At 30.1% G+C, this 22,342-nt stretch carries 20 protein-coding genes and 1 pseudogene; 4 read left to right on the top strand and 17 right to left on the bottom strand.

What is annotated here, in order from left to right; translation table 11 throughout:
* Positions 1–34: 34 nt before the first annotated feature.
* From HNP65_RS07525 to HNP65_RS07500, 6 genes are read right to left on the bottom strand one after another with little or no spacing between them, the layout of a single operon-like run.
* A complete protein-coding gene (locus tag HNP65_RS07525) occupies positions 35–874 on the bottom strand; it encodes a MurR/RpiR family transcriptional regulator (RefSeq protein ID WP_184619656.1) in 840 nt (279 codons plus the stop codon).
* A gap of 29 nt (positions 875–903) precedes the next feature.
* Complete coding sequence (mggS, locus tag HNP65_RS07520; protein WP_184619655.1) at positions 904–2,211, bottom strand: mannosylglucosylglycerate synthase; 1,308 nt, start codon at positions 2,209–2,211, stop codon at positions 904–906.
* Complete coding sequence (locus HNP65_RS07515) at positions 2,211–3,308, bottom strand: ABC transporter ATP-binding protein (RefSeq protein WP_184619654.1); 1,098 nt, start codon at positions 3,306–3,308, stop codon at positions 2,211–2,213. Before HNP65_RS07515 ends, mggS begins: the two co-directional genes overlap by 1 nt.
* Positions 3,309–3,336: 28 nt before the next feature.
* A complete protein-coding gene (locus HNP65_RS07510) occupies positions 3,337–4,617 on the bottom strand; it encodes a carbohydrate ABC transporter permease (RefSeq protein ID WP_184619653.1) in 1,281 nt (426 codons plus the stop codon).
* 1 nt (position 4,618) lies between these two features.
* Entirely contained in the window at positions 4,619–5,488 is an 870-nt protein-coding gene (locus tag HNP65_RS07505; protein ID WP_184619652.1) for a carbohydrate ABC transporter permease, read from the bottom strand.
* Between the two features lie 54 nt (positions 5,489–5,542).
* Positions 5,543–6,751 (bottom strand): ABC transporter substrate-binding protein, encoded by a 1,209-nt coding sequence (locus HNP65_RS07500; protein ID WP_184619651.1) that lies wholly within the window; start codon positions 6,749–6,751, stop codon positions 5,543–5,545.
* A 276-nt stretch (positions 6,752–7,027) separates the two neighbouring features.
* On the opposite strand from HNP65_RS07500, the gene HNP65_RS07495 reads away from it, so the two are divergent.
* Positions 7,028–7,720 carry a hypothetical protein gene (locus HNP65_RS07495; RefSeq protein WP_184619650.1) on the top strand — a complete coding sequence of 231 codons (693 nt, stop codon included), beginning with the start codon at positions 7,028–7,030 and terminating at the stop codon, positions 7,718–7,720.
* Positions 7,721–8,014: 294 nt separating this feature from the next.
* Here HNP65_RS07495 and HNP65_RS07490 read toward each other — a convergent pair whose 3' ends face one another.
* The 11 genes and pseudogenes from HNP65_RS07490 to HNP65_RS07440 form a co-directional block, all read right to left on the bottom strand.
* Positions 8,015–8,794, bottom strand: coding sequence for a metallophosphoesterase family protein (locus tag HNP65_RS07490; protein ID WP_184619649.1), 780 nt, complete (start codon positions 8,792–8,794; stop codon positions 8,015–8,017).
* A 4-nt stretch (positions 8,795–8,798) separates the two neighbouring features.
* Positions 8,799–9,146 (bottom strand): annotated as a pseudogene (locus HNP65_RS07485) (arsenic resistance protein); the annotation flags it as partial.
* Positions 9,147–9,156: 10 nt separating this feature from the next.
* Positions 9,157–9,525, bottom strand: a complete 369-nt coding sequence (locus HNP65_RS07480) for an ArsR/SmtB family transcription factor (RefSeq protein ID WP_184619647.1) — start codon at positions 9,523–9,525, stop codon at positions 9,157–9,159.
* Between the two features lie 114 nt (positions 9,526–9,639).
* Positions 9,640–11,724, bottom strand: coding sequence for a glycoside hydrolase family protein (locus tag HNP65_RS07475; RefSeq protein ID WP_184619646.1), 2,085 nt, complete (start codon positions 11,722–11,724; stop codon positions 9,640–9,642).
* 4 nt (positions 11,725–11,728) lie between these two features.
* Positions 11,729–13,153, bottom strand: coding sequence for an alpha-glucosidase AglA (gene aglA, locus HNP65_RS07470; protein WP_184619645.1), 1,425 nt, complete (start codon positions 13,151–13,153; stop codon positions 11,729–11,731).
* Positions 13,154–13,157: 4 nt separating this feature from the next.
* On the bottom strand, positions 13,158–14,042 hold the full coding sequence (locus tag HNP65_RS07465) for a glycoside hydrolase family 130 protein (RefSeq protein ID WP_184619644.1): 885 nt from the start codon (positions 14,040–14,042) through the stop codon (positions 13,158–13,160).
* 22 nt (positions 14,043–14,064) lie between these two features.
* Positions 14,065–14,895: a carbohydrate ABC transporter permease gene (locus tag HNP65_RS07460; protein WP_184619643.1), complete on the bottom strand. Its 831-nt coding sequence runs from the start codon at positions 14,893–14,895 to the stop codon at positions 14,065–14,067.
* The gene (locus HNP65_RS07455; RefSeq protein WP_184619642.1) at positions 14,892–15,770 is read right to left on the bottom strand and encodes a carbohydrate ABC transporter permease; all 879 of its coding nucleotides are present in this window, start codon (positions 15,768–15,770) and stop codon (positions 14,892–14,894) included. The genes HNP65_RS07460 and HNP65_RS07455 overlap by 4 nt, the downstream gene beginning before the upstream one ends.
* Positions 15,771–15,782: 12 nt before the next feature.
* On the bottom strand, positions 15,783–16,757 hold the full coding sequence (locus tag HNP65_RS07450; protein ID WP_184619641.1) for a LacI family DNA-binding transcriptional regulator: 975 nt from the start codon (positions 16,755–16,757) through the stop codon (positions 15,783–15,785).
* A 56-nt stretch (positions 16,758–16,813) separates the two neighbouring features.
* On the bottom strand, positions 16,814–18,121 hold the full coding sequence (locus HNP65_RS07445) for a hypothetical protein (RefSeq protein WP_184619640.1): 1,308 nt from the start codon (positions 18,119–18,121) through the stop codon (positions 16,814–16,816).
* 15 nt (positions 18,122–18,136) lie between these two features.
* The gene (locus HNP65_RS07440) at positions 18,137–19,390 is read right to left on the bottom strand and encodes an ABC transporter substrate-binding protein (protein ID WP_184619639.1); all 1,254 of its coding nucleotides are present in this window, start codon (positions 19,388–19,390) and stop codon (positions 18,137–18,139) included.
* A gap of 285 nt (positions 19,391–19,675) precedes the next feature.
* Here HNP65_RS07440 and pcp point away from each other — a divergent pair, with 285 nt between their 5' ends.
* From pcp to HNP65_RS07425, 3 genes are read left to right on the top strand one after another with little or no spacing between them, the layout of a single operon-like run.
* On the top strand, positions 19,676–20,290 hold the full coding sequence (gene pcp, locus HNP65_RS07435) for a pyroglutamyl-peptidase I (protein WP_184619638.1): 615 nt from the start codon (positions 19,676–19,678) through the stop codon (positions 20,288–20,290).
* A 28-nt stretch (positions 20,291–20,318) separates the two neighbouring features.
* On the top strand, positions 20,319–20,999 hold the full coding sequence (locus HNP65_RS07430) for a Crp/Fnr family transcriptional regulator (protein WP_184619637.1): 681 nt from the start codon (positions 20,319–20,321) through the stop codon (positions 20,997–20,999).
* Positions 21,000–21,016: 17 nt separating this feature from the next.
* Entirely contained in the window at positions 21,017–22,336 is a 1,320-nt protein-coding gene (locus tag HNP65_RS07425; protein WP_184619636.1) for a transglutaminase-like domain-containing protein, read from the top strand.
* The last annotated feature ends 6 nt before the right edge of the window (positions 22,337–22,342 follow it).

The following is a 22,342-nucleotide window of genomic DNA, read 5'->3' as shown; positions in this document are numbered from 1 at the left end:
AAAAAATAAAATTTAATTTTCTATTTTTCATTATTTAAATTTTTTCATTTTTACTTAAATATTTTTTCGTTTTTAAAGTTGTGTTAGCCTTTTTAATAATTTCTATAGCTTCTTTTTTCAAAGATAAAACTTCTTCAAAAATCATATGAAGAATTGAAATTTGAGAAACAATCGGAGAAATTTTTGGCATACCGCGTTCTAATCCAGCAGGAGGAATATAGAGAGTTTTATCCACAACTTCAGTAATTTTCGATTCATACCCTCCTGTTATAGCAACAGTAAATGCTTTTGAATCTTTTGCAACTTTCATAGATTTAACTGTATCTCTAATATTTCCACTTGAGGAAATCCCAAAAACTACTGTTTTATTATCCATCCCTGCTGCACTTATAACCTGCATATGAGGATCGTTATAATAATTTGCAAAGAATCCACTTCTTGTAAATAATAATGCTCCATATTCAGCTACTACTCCACTAGAACCTACACCAAAAAAGAATATTTTATTTGATTCAACTACTTTTTTTGCGATCTGTTCTATTTCATTTTCATTTATAATCTTTGATAATTTGTTCAATGATTCAATGACTTCTGAAATTACAGAATTAGTTTTAGTTTCTTCAAATGATATCGAAGAAAGTTCTTTTGCAAGTTCTATTTTTAATGCTTGAAACCCTTTATATCCAAGTTTTCGACTAATCCTGGAAATAGTTGCTTCTCCTACTTTTGCAAGTTCAGATAATTCGCTTATCGAATGATGTATTACATCATCTGGATAGTTGATAATATATCTTGCAATTTTTCTTTCAGCAGGTTTTAATTGGTCATAAATAGCTTTTAATTTTTCTATAATTCCTAATTTAACATCTTCCATATATTATCTATTCACCTTCCTTATCAAATTTATACTTTATCATTTAAAATACCTTGAATAATTTTTTGTAAACTCTCCAAGCTATAAAATTTCTTACCAATTTCAAAATTTTCATTTACAGTTTTTTCATACGATTCTTTATCAAACAAAATTTCAAACAATTTTTCAGCAGCTTTTATTTCAATTCCTTCATCGACATTAACCAAACCATCTTTTTTGAAATAACTATTTCCAAGGCTTATATATTTTAGTCCTGACATTTTTATGTCAGATTCAAAAACTTTGTATTCAAATAAAACTATAGGTTTTTTTACAATAATTGCTTCTAGCAATTGATTCCCCCAACCTTCAAGAATAGATGGATATGTAATAGCATCTGCAACACTATACAAATCCCAAAAAGTCCATATTTTATTCTCAACATTAGGATAAAGATCTATTGTACGAATACCATATTTAAATGCCAAATCTAATAATTTGTATTTATAATTTTCACTTTCACACATTCCAGAAAATGCTAAAGCTATTTCTCCGTTAAATATTTTCCCATTATATAATTTTTTACCAACATATTTTTTAGAAAGTTTTGACATCTGATTAACCAGTTCAATTGCCAATTCAATTGCTTTTCTTTCTGTTATTCTAGTAGCCTGAAGTAGAACAATCGAATTTTCAGATATATTATATGCATCTCTTATTTTTAAATTTACATCTTCATTTGTAAATAGAGGTTCGTTGAAATCCATTACATTTGGTACAATTGTAGATTCAACATTCTTTTTCAAATATAGAGCATTCCTAGCAAGTGAATTTATCACAACATGTTTTATATTATCACCAAGTGGAGGACAATACATTTCTAAAAGTTCTTTAATCTTTTCATCTGTATAATTCAAAAAATATTCTCTCTCCCACCAAAAATCGTGATGATGTCCTATGAATAATTTTTCTGAATGTTCTTTAGCAAATCTAAAGAGCGCAATCGCTGATGGCAAAAAAGCTCCTAAGGACCAAATATTATTTGGAATAATTACATCATACTTTTTAAGAACGTGAACAATGTCATTATAAACTTTATCACTTTCTTCAAAAATTATATTCAATAATCCATTTATATCAAAATCTTCAAGTCTTTCAAAAGCATTTTTATTTATTAATCTATATTTTGGATTTTCAAAACCAATCGATGTAACAACAACATCTACACCTTCTTTGTTATTCCCTGCTACTATATCAACTTCATGCCCCATTCTTTTTAATACCTTTTTCCATTTTTCCATTTCAAGTGATACTCCGTCCATTAAACCAGCTCTATAGTGAACCAGTGCAACTTTCATCAAATTCCCTCCAATCTACTTTCTGTATCAACGTCAAACAGCATCATTCTTTCATGGTCCAATGTTACCTTAATGATCTGATCAGCAGAATATTTTGGGAAAGCTGGTGCAACGATTTTTACAATTTGATCTCCCAATTCAACAGCAATAACTTGGTGAGAACCTTGAGGCTCAACAACTAAAATTTTCTCCCTAAAAATAGCATTTTTTTCATCATCAGTTATAAGCAAATTTTCAGGGCGTACTCCTACAATTATTTCGTTTTTATTGTATTCTTCAATTACATTTTTAATTTTTTCTGATACTTTAATGTCAATATAATTATTTTTCAAATGTATTTCTCCGTTATTTCTGACTATACTCATTTTAAAGAAATTTGTAGGAGGTGTTCCAATAAAACCAGCAACAAATACATTTGCACTGTAAAAATAAACATCATCTGGCGTTCCAACTTGTTCTATTTTACCATTCCTCATAACAACTATTCTATCTGCCATAGACATTGCTTCTGATTGATCATGTGTAACAAAAATGGTAGTAGCTCCTGTTCTATGGTGTATTGCTTTCAATTCTGTCCTCATTTTAACTCTTAATTTTGCATCTAAATTTGAAAGTGGTTCATCCATTAAAAATATTTTTGGTTTTACTGCAAGAGCTCTAGCAAGAGCAACTCTTTGTCTTTGTCCACCAGATAATTGGGATGGAAATCTTTTTAGAAGTTCTTCGATTTTTACCATTTCAGCAACTTCTTTGACAATTTTATCAATTTCATCCATAGGCATTTTTCTTAATCTTAATGGAAATGCAATATTATCATATACTGTCATATGAGGCCAAACCGCATAGCTTTGAAAAACCATACTAACTTCTCTTTTTCTTGGTTCTAAATATGTTACATCTTTACCATCAATAATCACTTTTCCTTCAGTAACTTCTTCAAGCCCTGCAATCATTCTTAAAGTAGTTGTCTTTCCACACCCAGAGGGTCCTAGAAAAACTATAAACTCTCCATTATTTACTTTAAGATTTACATTTTTTGCTCCCCAAACATTCTTCCCATATCTTTTTGAAAGATTTATAAGCTCAAGTGTAGCCATGTATCATCTCTCCTTTTTATTATTGTTTTTATACTTTTACTCCACCCCACATTTGCAAAATGTACCTTCTAATAATCAGGGTAAAAATAACAGCAGGAAGTGCAAGTGAAACACCCCCAGCAGCAGTCAAATTTATTAATCCTTTTGCACCTACAAGTGTTTGATAGACAACAACCGGAAAGGTAGGATTAAACTGAGTTAAAACAATTGCTTGAGCAGTCTCAGACCAACTACCTATGAAGGCATACATTGCACTTGCTGCCAATCCAGGAAGTGCCAGAGGTAATGTAACCTTAAAAAATGCTCCCCACCTTGTTGTTCCAAATATCATAGCAGCTTCTTCTAATTCTTTAGAAATTCCCATAAAAATACTTGCTGTTATCCATATTGTCATTCCAATTTGCCCAACAGAATAAACTAATGAAAGACCAATAGGCTTATCATAAAATCCCATATTTATAAGAATTATAACCATTGGCATTGCAATTGAAATTCCTGGAAACATTCTCACAAATAGAACACTCAACTTCAGCAAATTTTTCCCTTTAAAATTATATCTTGCAAATGCATAACCTGCCATTCCACCAATAGTTAAGGAAATAAGAACAGTTAAAATTGCTACTTGAATACTTCTAAATAGAGCTGGAAGAGCATCACTTGTTACTCTGAAAAAATTAACATAATTATCAAATAAATGCTTAGAAACTGAAAATTTTACAGAACCTATTTCATCAAGTCTTTCACTCAACTTTTTTATTTGTTTTTCATATTCTCTCTTTTCATTTTCAAATTCAATAATTTTCTCATTAATTATTGAAATTAAATTATTCATATTAGCTTTTTTTGCCTTTTCTAATTGAGTTTTATATCTTACTAGGTTAACCGTTACTGTATTTAATTTAGACTCTAAACTTGCAATTTGGTTTCTTAAATTGCTTATTTCTTCACTGTTTTTACTTATCAATTCATTCAGCTTTTTAACCTGAATATCAAATATTCCTTTCTTTATAGTTGAATTTGTTTTATTCCTTACAAATTTTTGCAATTCTTCAAAATCATTTGTTTTAATTAGTGTAGAATATTTTTTCTTTGCAGAACTATAAACGCTGATCAAAAATTTTCCGTCAACTATTTCAAGTTTATAATTATTAAAAAAAGAAGGTACTAATTGAGTAGGCCAATCGTAAGCTTCCTGGTCCGACATTAGTGAAATTACTACTAAAAAGTATATCGGAGTTAATATTACAAGAATAATTCCAGCAACAACAAGATAAAAAAGTGTTTGTTTTAAAATTTTATTTACTCTCATATCATTGCTCCTCCCTTTCAAAGGCACCAGAGACTTTCAAATAAATTATTGAAACAACAGAAACAATTGCAGCAACAATAACGGAATAGGCAAGAGCAACTCTATAGAAACCTAATAATTGCTCTTTATAAAATACTACTTCTTCTAGCAATACAGGAATTCTTCTATAACCATAAATCATTACTATTATTAACCACACTTGAATTGCGGATATTATTCTTAAAATTAAAGCAGTTTGAATACTTGGTTTAAGCATAGGCAAAGTAATTTTTCTTAAAACTGTAAATCTTGAACCACCAAAAATGTACCCTGCTTCTATTGCTTCTTTAGAAAGACCTTGAAGTCCAGCAAGAAGAATAACCATCATAAAAGGAATAACTTGCCACGCGTCAATAAGAATTATCAACATCAACGATTGAAAATCATTCCCAGCTAAAAATGCAATTTTACCATCTGCAGAAATCAATCCTAAATGGTATAATAAACTGTTAACCCATCCATATGTGGCAAAACCACTTGACCACATTGCGCCTACTGCAACAGCAGGAAGTGCCATAGGAATGAGCGCTATAGACAATAAGACTTGGGCACCTTTAAATTTTTTGTTAATTATCAATGCAAGCCCAAGAGCAACAACAAATTCAAGAGTTACCGATATAACTACAAAAATAGAAGTATTAATAACAGCTTTTTTGAAGTACTCATCTCTAAAAATTGTCAAATAATTATTAAGTGTAAAGACATTGTTGTCATCAAAAAAACTATAGTAAATTGCAGAAACAACTGGCCTTAACCAAAAAACTATGTAGTAGATTAACGTTGGGGCAATGAGAAAGTATGGAATCCATTTTTTCGAAAAAGTCTTTGGCAAAATTAATCACCTCTCACTTAATTAAGGGGGCATACAGCCCCCAAAAATTTATTTTTATTTTCTTTGTGCATCAATTTGAAGTTGATAAAGCTCAAGCATATCAACATCCAATTTTCCTTCTTCAAGTATCATCTTTTTGAAAAGTTCGTCATAGACAAGCTTTACTTGTCCCCAATCTTTCCAAATTGGAGCAATGTAAGAAAGAACTCCTTGATTCATAACTTTAATAGCATTTTTAATAACTTGGTCTTGTTCATCGTTACCTAAGTATTTAATTGCTTCATCAACTGGAGGTATGAATCCGCCAGTACCTTTATGTGATTTTACCATGATATCTGGTCTTGTCATGTATTCTAAGAATTTTAAAGCAATATCAAAATGTTTTGTTCCTTTTACAATTGCAAGTCCACTTGTGCCAGCAACAGAACCAATGCCCGCAGGTCCTTTTGGAGCTGGTGCAATAATAAATTGAGTTGGATTACTCTTGTAAACTTCACCAACACGTGCACAATGTGCAACAGTCATCCAAGTTTCTTCTCTCTTCATAGGAGGTCTCGTATCGTCATATGTTTTAACTGCAGGTGAAAAGGCATCTTTCATTTTATAAATCAAATACCATGCAGCAACTGCTCCAGGATTATCTAAATTTGGCCAATGGCCACCATATGATAAAGAAATTGCACCGATTTGGTAAATAAGAGATTTCATTGGAACACCAGTTACGGCAAACTTACCTTCTCCTTCACCTTGAGCAACAAGATTAGCCCATTCTGCCAGTTGTTCCCAAGTGAGATTTTGAATATCTACATTAGCTGGTTTATATTGCAACGCTTTTTTATTAATAAGAGTAAGGTAGACGTCTGCTCCAACAGGAAGGAAATATCTTTTACCATCAAATACTGTCATTGAATCAAAACCTTTAGAAAAATGTCTATCAGTCCATTTGTTAACATAAGGTGTAAGATCAACAACTAAATCGTTTTTAACCCATTCAGGCATTTTTGTTGCATATGCAATAATAACATCTGTGGTAATTTTTCCAGTTTCCATTTGCACTTTAACTTGTTTCAACATTGTTTCATCATCCATTGTTTGGAAAACAACCTTAACGTTATACATTTTCTCAAATGGCTTGATAATCTCATTTAAAATAAATTCCTTTTCTGTCGGAGGAGTCCAAAGTCTTGAACTAACAACCAACGTTTCAACACTAAAGGCCATAATAACTGAAATTACTAATAACAAAACAAATAATCTTTTCATAACCCCACCTCCTCATAAAATAAGTTTGAAATATACAATTAGTTAGAAAACAAATTATGTTGTCAAATATGTTAAAATAATTACAAGATTCTTTATAATCATCTAGTATTTTTCTGAAATATTGATGGATAGTTTTTTAATAAAGTCATGGTCGGTTTCAATTTGATAATACCATATTTAAATTTTGTAAAAAAATATTATTTATTTCAATTTTATGGAAATAATCTCCGTTATATCCTAAAATTTGAAAAAAACTTTCTTTTATGGAGGTGTGTTATGAAACCAAATCTTGATAAATTTATTGAAAAGTTAAAAGAATTGAAGGAAAAGTCATTGGTTAATTTACTAAAAGAATGGAATCCAAAAAATGAACTTTTTTTAAAAGTAGATGAAAAAGGCAACTATAAGAATTTCAAGGGGGATACAATTATTTTTTTCTTGGAAGAAGAAGATAGAAAAAAAGTTTTGAATATTCAAAAAAAATTATATTCTCTGTTAGGTGATTATTTAGCACGACCTTTATCAGAAAAATATTTTCATATGACATTACATGATCTTTGTAATTATAATATAACTAAAGAAATTGAAAATTGCTTGAAAAATAATAAAGAAAAAGCAAGAAAAATACTAAAAGAAGTAAAATCAATCAAAAAAATCAAGATGAAATCTTTAGGTCTCTACAATGGTGGTTCAGCTATTGGAATAATGTTTTCTCCAACAAATGAAGAGGAACTAAATTTGCTATTAGATACTAGGAAAAAATTTGATACCTTGATCAAACAAAATGATTTTTACATTCCACATGTAACACTAGGATATTATTTGCCAATTGAATATAATGACAAAGTTAGAAGAAAAATATACAATACGTTAGTTCAAATTAACGCTGATCTTGAAATAGTACTAAATTTTAAAAATTTAGAATATGTAATTTTTGAAAATATGGATATATATAAATTACAATATTAAAAATCCTTTTTTTGGCCTTACTCCCAGTAACATGTAAAACATGCAATATATGTATAACCTGAAAGTGGTAAACGAAACATCATGAATTAAAGCACAAAAACATGATTTTTATAAGTCATGGGTGTTTATTAATGTTTTCTATTTATATTCTCAATTTTCTGTCTACTTTTACTTTCTAAAATAAAACTTACACTTTTTAAGCAAGATGATAAAATTCCTTATCTAATCTTGGTGAACCACTTGCTATTTAACTTCACTTACTTTTTTGAAACTTTGGTATAATTTCACTTCAAATTAAACCTTAAAAACACCTAGATTATTTTTACTATTTTTTGAAGGTCCCATACTATATGCTGAACCAAGAGCTAAAACGGTTGCAAGTTCAATTGGAAGACCTACTTTAACTATTTTTTCAACTGTTTTTTTAACATCGTATTCAACAAATTTAAATCTATAACTAAATACACCTTCATCAATTTCAAGTATTAAATAAGTAGCTCCTGGTTTTCCATTCTTAGTTCTTCCAACACTTCCAGGATTCAAAATTGTTTTTCTATACAAATGCTTTGCCATAACCAAATGAGTATGACCATTTACTATGATATCCTCTTCAACTGATTTTGCAATTAATTTTAATCTTTCAGGATCGGTAGACGGTTTTACATATTCTAATAAGTGATTCAAAGGACTACCATGTACAAGTAAAATTTTGACACTTTCAATTTCTAATGAAAGTTTTTTTGGAAGACTTTTTAAAAATTCTTTGTTATCTTTACTTGTTACTTTAATCGTCCAAAATAATGATTCATCACCAACCTCAGTTTCTCTTCCAGGATTATAAGAACAACCGCAACTTGTTTTTTCAAATCCAACTGCATCATCATAATTTCCCATTACCGAAATAATATTTTCATTTTTTATTTTTTCTATAACCTCGTTTGGATTTGGACCATAACCTACAAGATCCCCAAGGCAAAATATTTTACTAACCTTTTCCTTTTTAATATCTTCTAAGACTCTTTCTAAAGCTTCCAAATTTGAGTGAATATCTGAAATAAATGCTATTTTCACCATCTTATCAACCTCCATTATTATTTATACCATTAATAGAAATTGTTGAAAACCTTAGAATAAACCTACTTTCAAGATAATCTTCTCCATTATTTTTAATTACATAATTCCTTGTAATTATTGCCGCAATTAAAGGAACAAAAACAAAAATAATTACTGAAAACATAAGTGTTTTGAAAGGTAATATAATATTTCCAACTTTCAACAAAAATGAAACAATAGGTGCAAAAGCAAATAATATAACAAGATCATTAATAGCTACCTGAACAAGAGTATATAAGGCATCACCATTTGTTAAATAACTCCATACAAAAACCATAGCTGTACAAGGTGCTGCGCCAAGCAAAACAGCTCCTGTTACATATTCAGATGAAAACTCCGTGCCAAACTTTACCTCCTTTCACATCTACCAGGATTTTTAAATACTCCTTTAATTCTTTTAAATCTTTTCTAAATGGTTCAATTTTACCTAATTCTTTTAATATCTCATTTATAAAGCTATATTTTTTTAAAATTTCCTTGTTTAAACTATAGTATATCCAATAAGAGCTTTTTCTTTTATTAACTAAATTCAAAAACTCAGCCTGTTTTAAATGTTTAGAAATATTAGATTGTGTTATATTAAGAACATTTTCAATATCACAATTGCATACTTCTATATTAGAAATTAAAAACAGTATCCTTGACCTGGTTTTGTTTGAAAATAACTTTATAATTTCTATAACCTCAATCATATAATCACCTCTTAATTATATGACCATATGAAGATATAATTATAATTTTTATTTCTATATATGTCAAAAAATTCCCGCACATATGTACGGGAATAAAAGTTTTTTACTTTTTAATTATTGTTCTCCTGTAATGGCAAACACGTGAACATTTATTTCGTTTGGAAGAATTATTTCATCTATCAAGTCGTTCATCTCAAATTTAATGACTTTTAAACCACATTTAATAAATTGTCTTTCTCCTGTTGAAATAAATCTATAATCTGAAATAATATCAATCTTTTCAGAACACCAATCAGGAACATTTACTTCAAAATCTTTATCATTAACTTTGAATGTTACATTATAATTTCCATGATTTGCAGCAACTAAAAGATATAAATTTTTCACAAATCTTCTCTTAAACCTTATAACTTGCCCATTACACCTTATATTGTCACTTCCATTTTTATAAATCTTAAATGGTGTTTTATAATTTTTTATCTTTTCAATTATTTCTTGTGGAAGATAACTTCCAAGAATTGAACCAAGGTTATCAAAATTTCCCTTTTCATTTATTGAATCAGCTATTCCGTTGTTGTTTAAAACATTTTCAAGATTAAACAAAATAAAACTGTCAGATTTTTCGAATGTCACAAAACTTTCCGTATTGTTTTCAACCTCTTTAATTTCTACTTTTTCTTTTTTGAGTGTTAACTTCCCGTTTTCGTATAAAACAGAAATATCTGATGTTGAAATTCCGATTTTTCCTGGAATTAAAACTACTTGATCAATAATCCCTGTACCTTTTAATACAATCCTAAATTGATCTAGTTCTAATTTTCCAAGATGAACATAACTTCCATTTAGAGTTCCAGTTACTTTACCATTACCATATACAACCGTACAATCGTATCCACCATTTCCGAGTATTACAACATCATAAATTCCAGGTGAAACATCAAACTTGAGTCTTAAGTTATCTTCAAATGAAAGGGCACTTGAACCACCAAATTTCCCATCGACTATAACTTTAACATCTGATAATCCCCAGTCGCCAGCTTCTGCTTCCAAAACTTGTAGAGGATATGATTTTAAAAGCTTTCCTTCAGATAATTTCTTTAATTTATCAGGCATCATTTCTAAAAATAACATAGTTCTAACTGCTGATATCGTTGATTCAGCACCAGCATTATAGTTTATATGAGCAAATTCCATTCCGTCATATCCTTCACCATTGGGACCATACATTGGTTTTCCAAGCTTATTTAACCCTTTGTACCATCCTGCCATTAGAGAAGCCAAAATACCAATTTCTTCATCTTTTGTTTCAAGATAGTATTTAATAGCTCCAACTGTAATACTTTCAACTGCATAAGAAAGTTCAGGAAATAGTTTTACTTTGTTTGAAATTTCATATATAAATCCTGTAGATAAGAAAATTGGTCCTTCAATTTCAAGAGCTTTTCTTGCGTATTTTAAATATTTTTTATCTTTTAAAACTCTGTAACTTTCTACAAGAGCTTCTACATACCTATTTCCCCATCCATGCCAAAGTATTTTATCTTGATAAGTTTTAAAAAATCCATACTTATAAAGTCCCAATATGGCATCTGCAGAATTCCTGATTTCATTTTTAACATCAATTCCCAAATCATATAGTGCACACAAGCCAAGAATGTAAACTGATGTTTGATCACCCACTCTATTTAATAATCCAGCATCAACATAGTTAAATAGTAAATCATAAGCCTTCTTAGCATATTCAAGGAATGTAGAATCATATTTCGAAATTTTTGATAAAGCCCAAAACGCTCTAACGGCCCACCATGAATGTTGTTTTGAACTTGTTGTACCAGTCTTGTTTATAGTACCATCAACATATGCAAAGTTATAAAAATCCCCATCATAATCTTGCATTTGAACAATAAATTTTGCTGCTTTTTTTGCAAAATCAAGATATTCACTATCTCGAGTAAATTCATACATTTCAACATATGTGACAACTACTCTTGCAACATCATCAACACATATATCGCCTTCACCCTTTGCAGGAATTTTCCTATAACCATCTGAAGTTTTGTCTGCATATACAAAATATCCCCTTACCATTTCTCCATTTAATATAAAATCTTCTCCTAAAAATTCCAAATGGTTTGTATTAATTTGCGAAAACAAAAGCATTTCAAAAAATAAGAATATATAAATTAAAATCTTTTTCACATAATCACCTCTTATAATGCATTCTCATCTTTTCGTTCTCTGGCAAATTCATTATTTCGTTTAAAACGCCTTCCACTTGCTCTTTAGATCTAGTTCTTGGATCCCTAAAAAGAATTTCTTCTAAAACCTTTATATCTCCCTTCATAAATGCCTCGAGCACCATTTCCATCCTCATTATTCTTGGCCTTAAGTAATATTTAATAACTCTTTCTGATAATTTTGGTTTTATCTCTTCAGGATGTATTCCAGAAGAATCTACCCATGCCGGAATTTCAACAGCTACATCGTTGTCTATTCCTTCTATTGTTCCGTTGTTTATTATGTTAACAACAAATCTTTGTTTTTTGTCATTAACTATTGAATCTATAAATGGAACGTGTTGTTCCCCACTAAATTTTTCTGGATTAATTATGCTTTCAATTTCTTCCTTGAAAATTTCAATATTCATATAATCTTTGTAAGTATTATAATCTAACAACTTGATATTTGGATTCATTGAAACATAATCTGCTAATTTATTAACCGTTTCAGTAATTCCTTTTATGTTATCCTGATACCATTTCCAGCCAATTTCTGAATCAGCACCACCAAATTTCCCATACCATTTTTTCTTTGTCTCAAGGTTATAATGATATTTCCAGGAAGAATTCCTCACAGTGTCTCCTATTGGCATTTGCCAGTAAAATCTATACATATCTATAGCAGCAAGAGAAAGCTGGTCATCAAAAGGATGTTTAGATTCATAAACATTATTTTTTATCCATTCATCCAACATCTTATATCCATCTCTACCATCATACAAAAATCTATTCAACCAGATACCATGATTTACACCTGCAACTTGCCAATCTACTTTTTTTATATCTAATCCTATAACTTCAGCTAAATGATGTACACCGTAATGTCCATGACAAAAACCAACCATATTTATTGGTACATTTCTTAAAATTAATGTGGTTCCTTCAAATACTGGGTTTGCCGCCTGTAAAAGCCATGCGTCTTTTTCCCCTTTTTCTTCAACCAATCTTGCAACTTTTAAAAATAAATCCAATTGATTGAAATTTGATATTGTGTAATAGTCCGAAACCATGTTGAATTCTTGAGAATCTATTCCTCTATAGTATCCCCATTTTTCTCCTATTTTCCTAACTTTTTCCAAATAACCATGTCCACCTGCCATAGCTGTATTAATTACAAACCGTGCACCATCAATTGCTTCTTCAAGATTGGTAGTAGTTTTAAATTTTAATTTTGCGCCCATTTCTTCATTTAATTTATTAGCTAGAATAAATGTTGAATTTAACCTTGTTTCATCAATATCCATCAAGCAAATTTCAACATCTTTAAATTCGGATATTTTAGTAAAATCACTAATAATTCTTAAAGAAAAAACGGCGCTTCCTGCGCCAACTATTGCAACCTTAAACATATATTTACCCCCTCATCCATTTTTCAACTTTTTCAACATCGATTGTTGCAAGTGCTATGTAATTATCAGCTCCTCCATAGTAAATATAATATTTATCTCTATATTTAACCATTGCATCGGAAAACACAACATTTGGAACTCCCCCAAATATTTCCCATTCTTCTTCTGGTTCTAAAATTGGTTCTTCAGAGCGTTTAATAACCTTTGTTGGATCATTAAGATCAAGTACAATAAATCCCAATCTGTATGTATATTTGGGACCTTCTTGAACGCCATGGTATAAAAGAAGCCAACCATATTCAGTTTTAATTGGAGGAGCTCCTGCACCAACTTTAACATTGTCCCAGTAGCCTTTTCTTGGAGAAACAATTTTTACATAATCTCCCCAGTGAATCAAATCATCTGAAAAAGCTAGCCAAATATCCGGTTCTATTCTGTGTATAAGAACATATTTTCCATTAATTTTCTCAGGAAATAAGGCAGCATCTTTATTTGGACTTTCAGGCAGTATAGAACCAAATCTTTCGTAAGTTATAAAATTTTTGGTCCGTGCCATTGCAACCTTAATTCCTGTAGGAGAATATGCCGTATAATTTATATAATAATATCCATCTAAATATGTAATTCTGGGATCTTCAACGCCATACAATTCCTCTTGAGTTGCTGGAGAAAAAACAGGTTTTTCAAATCTATTCCAAATTACCCCATCAATGCTTACAGCATAGCCTAACCGTGAAACCATATCTTCACCTTGTGCTCTGTATAGCATATGAAATAATTCTCCATCATATACTACCGCAGGATTGAAAACAAATCTACTTTCCCAAAGGTGATTTGGATTTGGTGCAAATAAAGGGTTTCTCGGATGCCGTTCGAGTTTAAGCTCCATAAAAAATCCTCCTCTCATTAATTTATTTTAAAGATACTGAAATTCCCTGCAAGAAATATTTTCTAAAAATCAAGAAAATCAAAACCATAGGTATTGTCTGAATCACTGAACCAGCAAGTATCGGGCCAACATAGCTACTATATTCATGGTTGAAACTTGCCAACAAAACAGACAATGGCATTTTGTTATAATCTTTCATAACAATTAATGGCCACATGAAATTATCCCATGCACCTATAAATGTAAATAAACCAACAATAGATGCTGTAGAACGTGCAAGAGGAAACATAACTCTTGTCACAATCCAAAAAGTGTTTGCCCCATCTATCTTAGCTGCTTCAATATAATCATCTGGAATTGATTTAAATGTTTGAGCAAACATAAAACTTCCCCATGCACTTATTATTGAGGGTAAAATTATTGCTGAATATGTATTTAACAATCCAAGAGTTTTAATTAAAACAAATAGCGGAACAATAAACATAAATCCAGGAAAAAGCATTTGAAAAAGAATAAAATTAAAAACGCTTTTTCTTCCTTTAAATCGAACTTTAGATAAGATATATCCAAAAAAAGCAGATGAAACAATTACAGAAAAGGTAATAGAAACTGAAATAAAAATGCTATTCAAAAGTGCTCTTAAAAAAGGTCTTTGAAGTTTATCTGACATCAAAAAAATAAATTTATAATGCTCTATTGTAAATTTGGTAGGCCAAAAACGTGTATAAATTTCACTTGTTGGTTTAAAAGATGAAAAAAGAAGCCAGAAATATGGATAAATCCATATTATCGATCCAATAAATAATAATGTGAAAGTAATGTAAGGAAACCTCTTTCTCTTAGCTCTTGTCATACAAGCGACACCTCTCTTTCAACTAAGAAGCGAACAAGTAAAACACATCCATAACTTAAAAGTCCAGTTATTACGGCCAAACTTGCTGCATATGAAGGATTCATTCTCTGAAAGGCTGTCGTATAAATGTGCATCATAAATGTAAGAGTTCTCCTCATCGGACCTCCACCAGTAATCATATAAGGTTCTGTAAATATTCCAAAAGTTAAATTAACTGCAAAAACAAGAACTGTAGTCAAAGCAGGATTAATCAATGGAAATGTTATTTTCCAGAATTTCTGCCAATTAGTAGCACCATCAAGTTCTGCAGCTTCATAAAGAGATTTAGGAATAGCATTCAAGCCCGCAAATAAAATTAATCCATAATAACCAACAAACTTCCACGTTACCATAATTGAAATTGAGAGAAGTGCAAGTTGTGGATCACTAAACCAAGGAATAGTAAAGCCAAAACTTTTATACAAAAAACTATTTATTGGACCACTTTCAGAAAAAAGATTGGAAAAAAGAATTGAATACGCTACACCGGATGAAACATTAGCCACTAAAAAACTCAAAGCAAAAAAAGTTCTAAATATACTTACTCTGTATAAAGCAAGTGCAAAAAGCATTGATAATGTAAGAACCATTGGAATAAAATAAACCATAAAATTAACTGTATTTAAAAAAATTCTCCAAAAAATTGGATCACTGAAAAGCCTTACAAAATTTTTAAATCCAACAAGACGTGGTGAACCAAAAAAATTCCATTTTGAAAATGAAAGGATTACTAGCCATACAAATGGATAACCCCAAAAAATCGCCGTGTATATTAAATAGATGGAAGAAAATCCCCATCCAAGATAATTTTCTCTTTTTCTTAATTTAGAAGCCAAATATATCCCCCCCTAAATAGAACTTTTTCTCTTAATAAATTTTGTGAATAGTGACATCATTACAGGATGCAAATCATGTCCCACCAAAAGTTCATAAATTCTTTTAGCAGCTAGGGATCCCATTTCATCTTTAAAAACTTTTAAAGTCGTCAAAGGTGGATCAAAACTTTCAGCACTTATAATATCATCAAAACCTATTACTGAAACTTCTTTTGGAACTTCAATGTTTCTATTCTTCAACTCCCTTATTACCCTCATCGCAGTTATATCATTTGATGCAAATATCGCTTCAGGCATTTCATTTTTTCTTAACATAAAGTCTATTACATCGGACATATTATCTTTAACATCGTCATATTCATAATATTTTGGAAGAATACCTGCTTCTTGCATTGCACTTGTGTATCCATCAAACCTTCCTTTAAATCCATATGAATTCAAAGGCCCATGTATATGATAAATTTTTCTTAATCCTTTTTTTATTAAATATTCTGTTGCAAAATACGCTCCATCATATCCATTTGTAACAATACAATCAACTTTTTCTCCAGGAATGTAATGGTCTAAAAGTAAAAAAGGTTTTTTTAGACTTTTATATTCTTTTATTAACTCTTTGGTTGTATCTCCACCAACCAAGATATAACCATCACACTCATTTGGATTAAACAAATCCATTTTGCAAAATCTAATTCCGTAAGCTTCACCTGTTTTTTCAAGTGCAGTAAGAATTACACTATAAAATTCTGGAACTACTTTTTCTTTTTCCATATCAATCAATCTCTTACTTTCACATATTCCAACTCTAAATTTTTCCTTGTGTCTTGCAAGAGCGGATGCAAGAATTTTAGGCTTGTAATTTAATTCTTCTATAGCATTCCATACTTTAAGTTTTGTTTTCTCAGAAACATTCTTTGCGTTATTTAGAACTCTAGATACTGTTGCAGTGGAAACTCCTGCTTTTTTTGCTACATCTTTAATTGTTGACAATTTTATTCCTCCTTCTTCATTTTTAAAGTTGCGGAGGAAAATTCCCCCGCAATACTCTATTTTACTATTTTTAAGCTTCTAAAAGAATCACTTTTAACTTCTAAGAAATTAATCCACTCTTCAAGACTATTTGATTTATTAATACTATACAATCTTTCAAATTTCACTTGTTGACCTGCAAAATATCTATTTGGCCATGAACTCATATCACTTGGATACGCACCTTTTGTTGCATCAAACGCCTCAAATTCTCCAGGAATCCACTTAAATACACCATCCCTAAATTCTTGTGACTCAAATACCCATGTATTTCCATTAATCCAATCTACAAAATTATCTTTTACCACAGGAATTTCTGGTAAAATTTCTGCAATTCCCAATTTAAATTTTTCAGAATAGTTTCCTCTCCATCTTTCTTCAGACGCAAAAATGTATGTTGCGCCCCACCATAACGGTTTCATTGAATCTTTTGCTGGAAATACAATATACGGCTTGTTATCCACCATCTTAATTGCATTTCTTTCAAGCCAGTATTCATATGGCGTTATATTGAGTTGATCTGCCCAAACCAATCTTCTAAATACAGGTAATACATGAACTGCATCTCCATCAATACTTGTAAGAACTCTTGTTACCATATGTTGTAACTTCATTAAATCAGCATAATTTCTGAAAGAAATATTGTTATTCACAAGTATATCTCCATTTTTAAATACATGGGTAATAACATATTGATCAAGTCCTGAAAAAGTGACTGATCTTAATTTTGTATAAACGCTGAAAGCAACAGGGCCAGGCACCACTTTAATTGATACGGGTTCAAAAGCATACGAAACTTCTTCGAAATGTTTTCCGAGTTCACCGTTAATATAATAAGTACTATTGGCAAATCCAGCAACTCTCAAAATTCCTATCTCATCCAGAAGTGTTCCCTCCACATTGGCATATTTCGTAACATGAACAATTCCATGTTCATCTACTTTGTAAGTTTCACCATTTTTTCCACTAATCATCCAGCTTTTTTCATTTTTACTCACTTTAAAATAACTTTCAAATTTTATTTTCCCCATTTCATTCTCAGGTATAATTATTTCACAACTTCCTTTTGCAAGGAACATTAAATAATCATTACCAGAAATTCTTCCATTACCATCTACATCATCAATTTGGAAAGGAACATAATTTCCTTCAACTTTTACTCTAATTGCATCCCAGTAAGGATCTACATCTTCTGGTAGATAATCAAGAAAGTCTGACATTTTCATAACAAATGGAACTTCTATTTTACCAGCCTCAACCTTTAAGGTAAAGGATAAAGCCAAAACAGACATAAAAAACATAATTAAAATTAAATACTTTTTCATTTTCTATCCCTCCCATTAATATAGTATTTTATTAATTTCCTTTACACATTTGTTGAGAACATCTTCTGGAGTACTCTTCAAGTACATTAAAGGTTCAATTAGGTAAACTGTCATTGCATCTTGAACATCAATCGTACTTGAGACTAAGGCTGGCGGAATAGCATTCCCAACTTCTTTAGCATAAGTTGAAAAATACGGATCTTCTTTCATAAATCTTTCAAATAAAGGATTTGTCGTCAAGTCTTCTCTTGCAGGTGGCATTTTTGTTATTTCAATCCATCTGACATCGTTGTCAGGATTTTCAAATACCCATTTAATAAATTCAAAAATTTCTTTTTTATACTTTGAGTGTCTAAATACAACTAATCCCTTTGTATCAGCAAATGTTTTTATTGACCCTCCACTATAGTTATCTGGAACAGGTGGTGAACTAATCCATAAATTTTTATAAACTTCTGGATAAGTTTTTTTTGCCCAATTTAGCGACCAGGGCCCTTGCAAAACTCCTAAGGCTTTTCCTGTTGATAATGAAAATTGATTTCCCATTTCAACTGCTGTCCATTTATTTTTAAACATCGTATAAATAAAATCAACAACAGCTTTCCCATATTCATCATTAAATGATGCTCTATAACGTTTTGTATCAATGTAGGATTTTCCAGAACTTGCAGCATAGTAATATGTTATGAAATCAAACCATCTATCCCACCAATTTCTACCTTGAACAACTTGCATTGCATATTTATCAGGTGGATTTGCATATTTTTCAGCAATTTTATAAATATCGGAATATGTTCTTGGAGGCTTATCAAAACCAAGTTCTTGGAGTTTATCTTTTCGCCACCACATTAAAATTGGATTAGAATAAATTGGAAAAACATAATAATGATTATTCAATTTCCAACCTTCAATAATACTTTCCATGTGTCTTACTTTTACCAAATTAAAAAATTCCTGGCCATACTCTTGATCTAACGCAATAATAATTCCTTGCTCAGCAAGTTGTGCTGCAAACCCACTAAAGATATTTGTACAGAAGTCTGGAGCACTTCCAGCAGCAACAGCTGTCAAAATTGCTTCCTCAGAACTTCCAGCAGCTGGAATAGTCTTCCAATCAATTTGTGCATTAGGATGACTATTATTCCATTCTTCAACTAAAGGTTTCCAGAATTCTTCTTGCAGTGGATTTGGTGCCGTCCAAAAAACAATCTTGCTAGAAAATACAACTAAACCTAGGAAAAATAAAAAAATAACCAAAAACTTTTTCATACTCCCACCTCCTTGCTTATTGTAAGCGTTTACATCTATCGATAGAAGATTATCATATTTCAAACAAAAATTCCAAATTTGTTCTCTTATAATTACAAATAATTAATTAAAATTATTATTAAAATTCTTAATTTCGCTTTAAATAACTAATTTTTTTGTAAACGATTACATAATTTGTTATGTGTTTTCTTTAAATTATTTTTTATTCTGTATCACAAGATACAAAATTTCTTTAAAAATTTGTATATAATTTAATTGAAAATATTACATTTGGAGGTAAGTTGTATGAAGATTTTAATTACTGGATTTGAACCCTTTGGTGGAGAAAAAATCAATCCTTCTTTTGAAGCAGTAAAAAAATTACCAAACAATATTGATAATGCACAAATAATTAAAACATCAATTCCAACTGTATTTAGAAAAAGCATTGAAGTTCTTGAACAATTAATTGTAAAAGAACAGCCAGATATTGTAATCTGTGTAGGTCAAGCAGCTGGAAGATATGAAATAACTGTAGAAAGAGTTGCAATAAATATTGATGATGCAAATATCCCGGACAATGAAGGAAACAATCCAAAAGATAAAGTTATTTTCGAAGATGGTGAAAATGCTTATTTTTCTAACTTACCAATAAAAAAAATGGTTGAAGAAATAAAAAATTGCAACATTCCAGCCTCGATTTCAAATTCTGCTGGTACTTTTGTATGTAATCACCTAATGTATGGGCTGCTTTATCTTATAAACAAAAAATACAAAAATATGAAAGGTGGGTTTATTCATGTTCCATATTTACCACAACAAGTAATTAATAAGAAAAATATCCCTAGTATGTCTCTAGATAACATTGTTACAGCTCTAACTTGTGCTATAAAATCAATAATTAGAGAAACAAATGTTTGATATACTAACTACTTCGGAGGATTTTAATATGCAGACTTTTTTATACAAATCAATATTCGATAAAGAAAAACAAAAAGAGCTAAGAAAAACTTTTATTTTATTAGCAAAAAGTGGGAAAATAGCGGATGTTAAAAAAAATAACGAAATAGAACTTCCTATTTTAACTATTGCTATAGTCATTGAAGGAAAAATCAAACAGTTTCTTACAAGCAAAGAAGGATTAGAAAAAATTTTATTTTATCTTCAACCTGGAGAAATATTTGGTGAAATTGATTATTTCGGTGAAAGTAAATTTAATATAATTACTACAGCAGTAGAAAATTCAAAAATTTCAATTCTTGGAAAAAATGTAATTGAAGAACATTTATCAAAAAATCCTATACTTTACAGATTTTTTATGAAAAGTATTATTAGAAAGCTAAGGATAATTGAACTTCAAATGTTAAATATGACTTTTAACGACTCAACTGGTAGAATTTCAAATACCATACTTAGACTAGCAGCTCAACAGGGAATAAAAAAAGGGAATGAAATTGTAATCAACTTTCCTCTAACCCAACAAGAATTAGCAAATATAATTGGATGTTCACGCATTACTGTATCAAGAACGTTAAATGAATTAATTTCAAAAGGAATAATTTCAATAGATCACAAAAAAATAATTATAAAAAATCTAAAAGAACTTGAAAAACTTGATAAATCATTTTAAAAATAGGAGGAAAAAACATGAAATTTTTGACAACACCCATACCAAAGGATATTGAAAAACTTATAAATCTTGGTATGCATAAGCAAGCTAAAGAAAATATTTTAAAGAGACTCAAAAAACCTATTCCAGAATCATTGAAAAAACGTTTGAAGTTTGAACTTTTTAGATTAGACCTTTTAGAAAAAACTTATCCATATAGTGAAAAAGAAGCTTTTGAACTTTTTAAAAAGAATTTTAAAAGTGCAAAAAAGCAAGAATTTGAAACTCTTCAAGAAATTGGATATATTGATTTTAGATTTATTAACGGGAAAAAAAGGTTTCAGGAAAGATTTCATTACAATATAGAGTTTACACTAAACGAATACAAAAAAAGACAGAAAGAAGATAAAAGTAGAAGCGATCTTAGAAAATTAACTAATGAAGCAATAGCAAGATTATTAAAAACCAAGCAAGAAAAAACTTACTCTGTTTCTGCTAAAATCTCAATTAGAAGAAAAAATCCCAAAAACGAAGATGTTTCTGTTTGGCTTCCTATACCATTTGAAAAATTTCAACAAACATCAGTAAAAATAACTAATGCAAGCCATGATTATATTTTGTCTTCTCCAAGAACTTTACAAAAAACAGTACACATGAAAGGAAAAGATACAGAAACTTTTTGGGTTGAATTTAGCTATAATATTTCAGAATGGATTGGAGAAAATTCAAAGTACAAATACAAACCTACAAAAGCTGATTTATCTGAAAAACCACCTCATGTTTTATTTACACCATATTTGAAAGAAGTTTTCCAAAAAATATTAAAAGGTGTAAAACCCAAGAATGATCATGAAATAGCAAAAAGCATATATGATTATCTCACCAAAAACGTTTGTTATTCCTATGTTCTTCCTTACGCTCTTTATGACAATATTCCTGAATACGTTACAACAGTATTTAGAGGAGATTGTGGATTTTATGCAATTACATTCATAACGTTATGTAGACTTGCTGGTATACCTGCAAAATGGCAATCAGGATGGTTCGCAACCCCTTCCGGTGCATCTCCTCATGATTGGGCATTAATATACCTTAAAGATTTTGGATGGATCCCAGTAGATTTATCTTTTGGAGGAAGCAGAAGAGATAACGAAGAAATGAGAATGTTCTATTTTGGAAATTTAGATGGATTTAGGATGTTTGCAAATCTTGATTTTCAGGCTGACTTTTATCCAAAGAAAAACTACTTCAGAAACGATCCATATGATAACCAGGTTGGCGAAATGGAAAGTAAAGATGGCTATATTATAGACACAGAATATAAAATTGAAATTTTAACATTCAAAGAAATTAAATAAAGGGGG

The sequence above is a fragment of the Thermosipho japonicus genome (genome assembly GCF_014201655.1).
GTDB lineage: Bacteria > Thermotogota > Thermotogae > Thermotogales > Fervidobacteriaceae > Thermosipho > Thermosipho japonicus.
Note: the sequence above shows the minus strand (reverse complement) of the source record. Positions and strands in the feature narration are given on the sequence as shown.

Bases quoted from the DNA above. Each gene is read 5' to 3' on its own strand.
- HNP65_RS07525 (WP_184619656.1), bottom strand. From the start codon at position 874: ATGGAAGATGTTAAATTAGGAATTATAGAAAAATTAAAAGCTATTTAT.
- mggS (WP_184619655.1), bottom strand. From the start codon at position 2,211: ATGAAAGTTGCACTGGTTCACTATAGAGCTGGTTTAATGGACGGAGTA.
- HNP65_RS07515 (WP_184619654.1), bottom strand. From the start codon at position 3,308: ATGGCTACACTTGAGCTTATAAATCTTTCAAAAAGATATGGGAAGAAT.
- HNP65_RS07510 (WP_184619653.1), bottom strand. From the start codon at position 4,617: ATGAGAGTAAATAAAATTTTAAAACAAACACTTTTTTATCTTGTTGTT.
- HNP65_RS07500 (WP_184619651.1), bottom strand. From the start codon at position 6,751: ATGAAAAGATTATTTGTTTTGTTATTAGTAATTTCAGTTATTATGGCC.
- HNP65_RS07495 (WP_184619650.1), top strand. From the start codon at position 7,028: ATGAAACCAAATCTTGATAAATTTATTGAAAAGTTAAAAGAATTGAAG.
- HNP65_RS07490 (WP_184619649.1), bottom strand. From the start codon at position 8,794: ATGGTGAAAATAGCATTTATTTCAGATATTCACTCAAATTTGGAAGCT.
- HNP65_RS07480 (WP_184619647.1), bottom strand. From the start codon at position 9,525: ATGATTGAGGTTATAGAAATTATAAAGTTATTTTCAAACAAAACCAGG.
- aglA (WP_184619645.1), bottom strand. From the start codon at position 13,153: ATGTTTAAGGTTGCAATAGTTGGCGCAGGAAGCGCCGTTTTTTCTTTA.
- HNP65_RS07465 (WP_184619644.1), bottom strand. From the start codon at position 14,042: ATGGAGCTTAAACTCGAACGGCATCCGAGAAACCCTTTATTTGCACCA.
- HNP65_RS07460 (WP_184619643.1), bottom strand. From the start codon at position 14,895: ATGACAAGAGCTAAGAGAAAGAGGTTTCCTTACATTACTTTCACATTA.
- HNP65_RS07445 (WP_184619640.1), bottom strand. From the start codon at position 18,121: ATGAAAAAGTATTTAATTTTAATTATGTTTTTTATGTCTGTTTTGGCT.
- HNP65_RS07440 (WP_184619639.1), bottom strand. From the start codon at position 19,390: ATGAAAAAGTTTTTGGTTATTTTTTTATTTTTCCTAGGTTTAGTTGTA.
- pcp (WP_184619638.1), top strand. From the start codon at position 19,676: ATGAAGATTTTAATTACTGGATTTGAACCCTTTGGTGGAGAAAAAATC.
- HNP65_RS07430 (WP_184619637.1), top strand. From the start codon at position 20,319: ATGCAGACTTTTTTATACAAATCAATATTCGATAAAGAAAAACAAAAA.
- HNP65_RS07425 (WP_184619636.1), top strand. From the start codon at position 21,017: ATGAAATTTTTGACAACACCCATACCAAAGGATATTGAAAAACTTATA.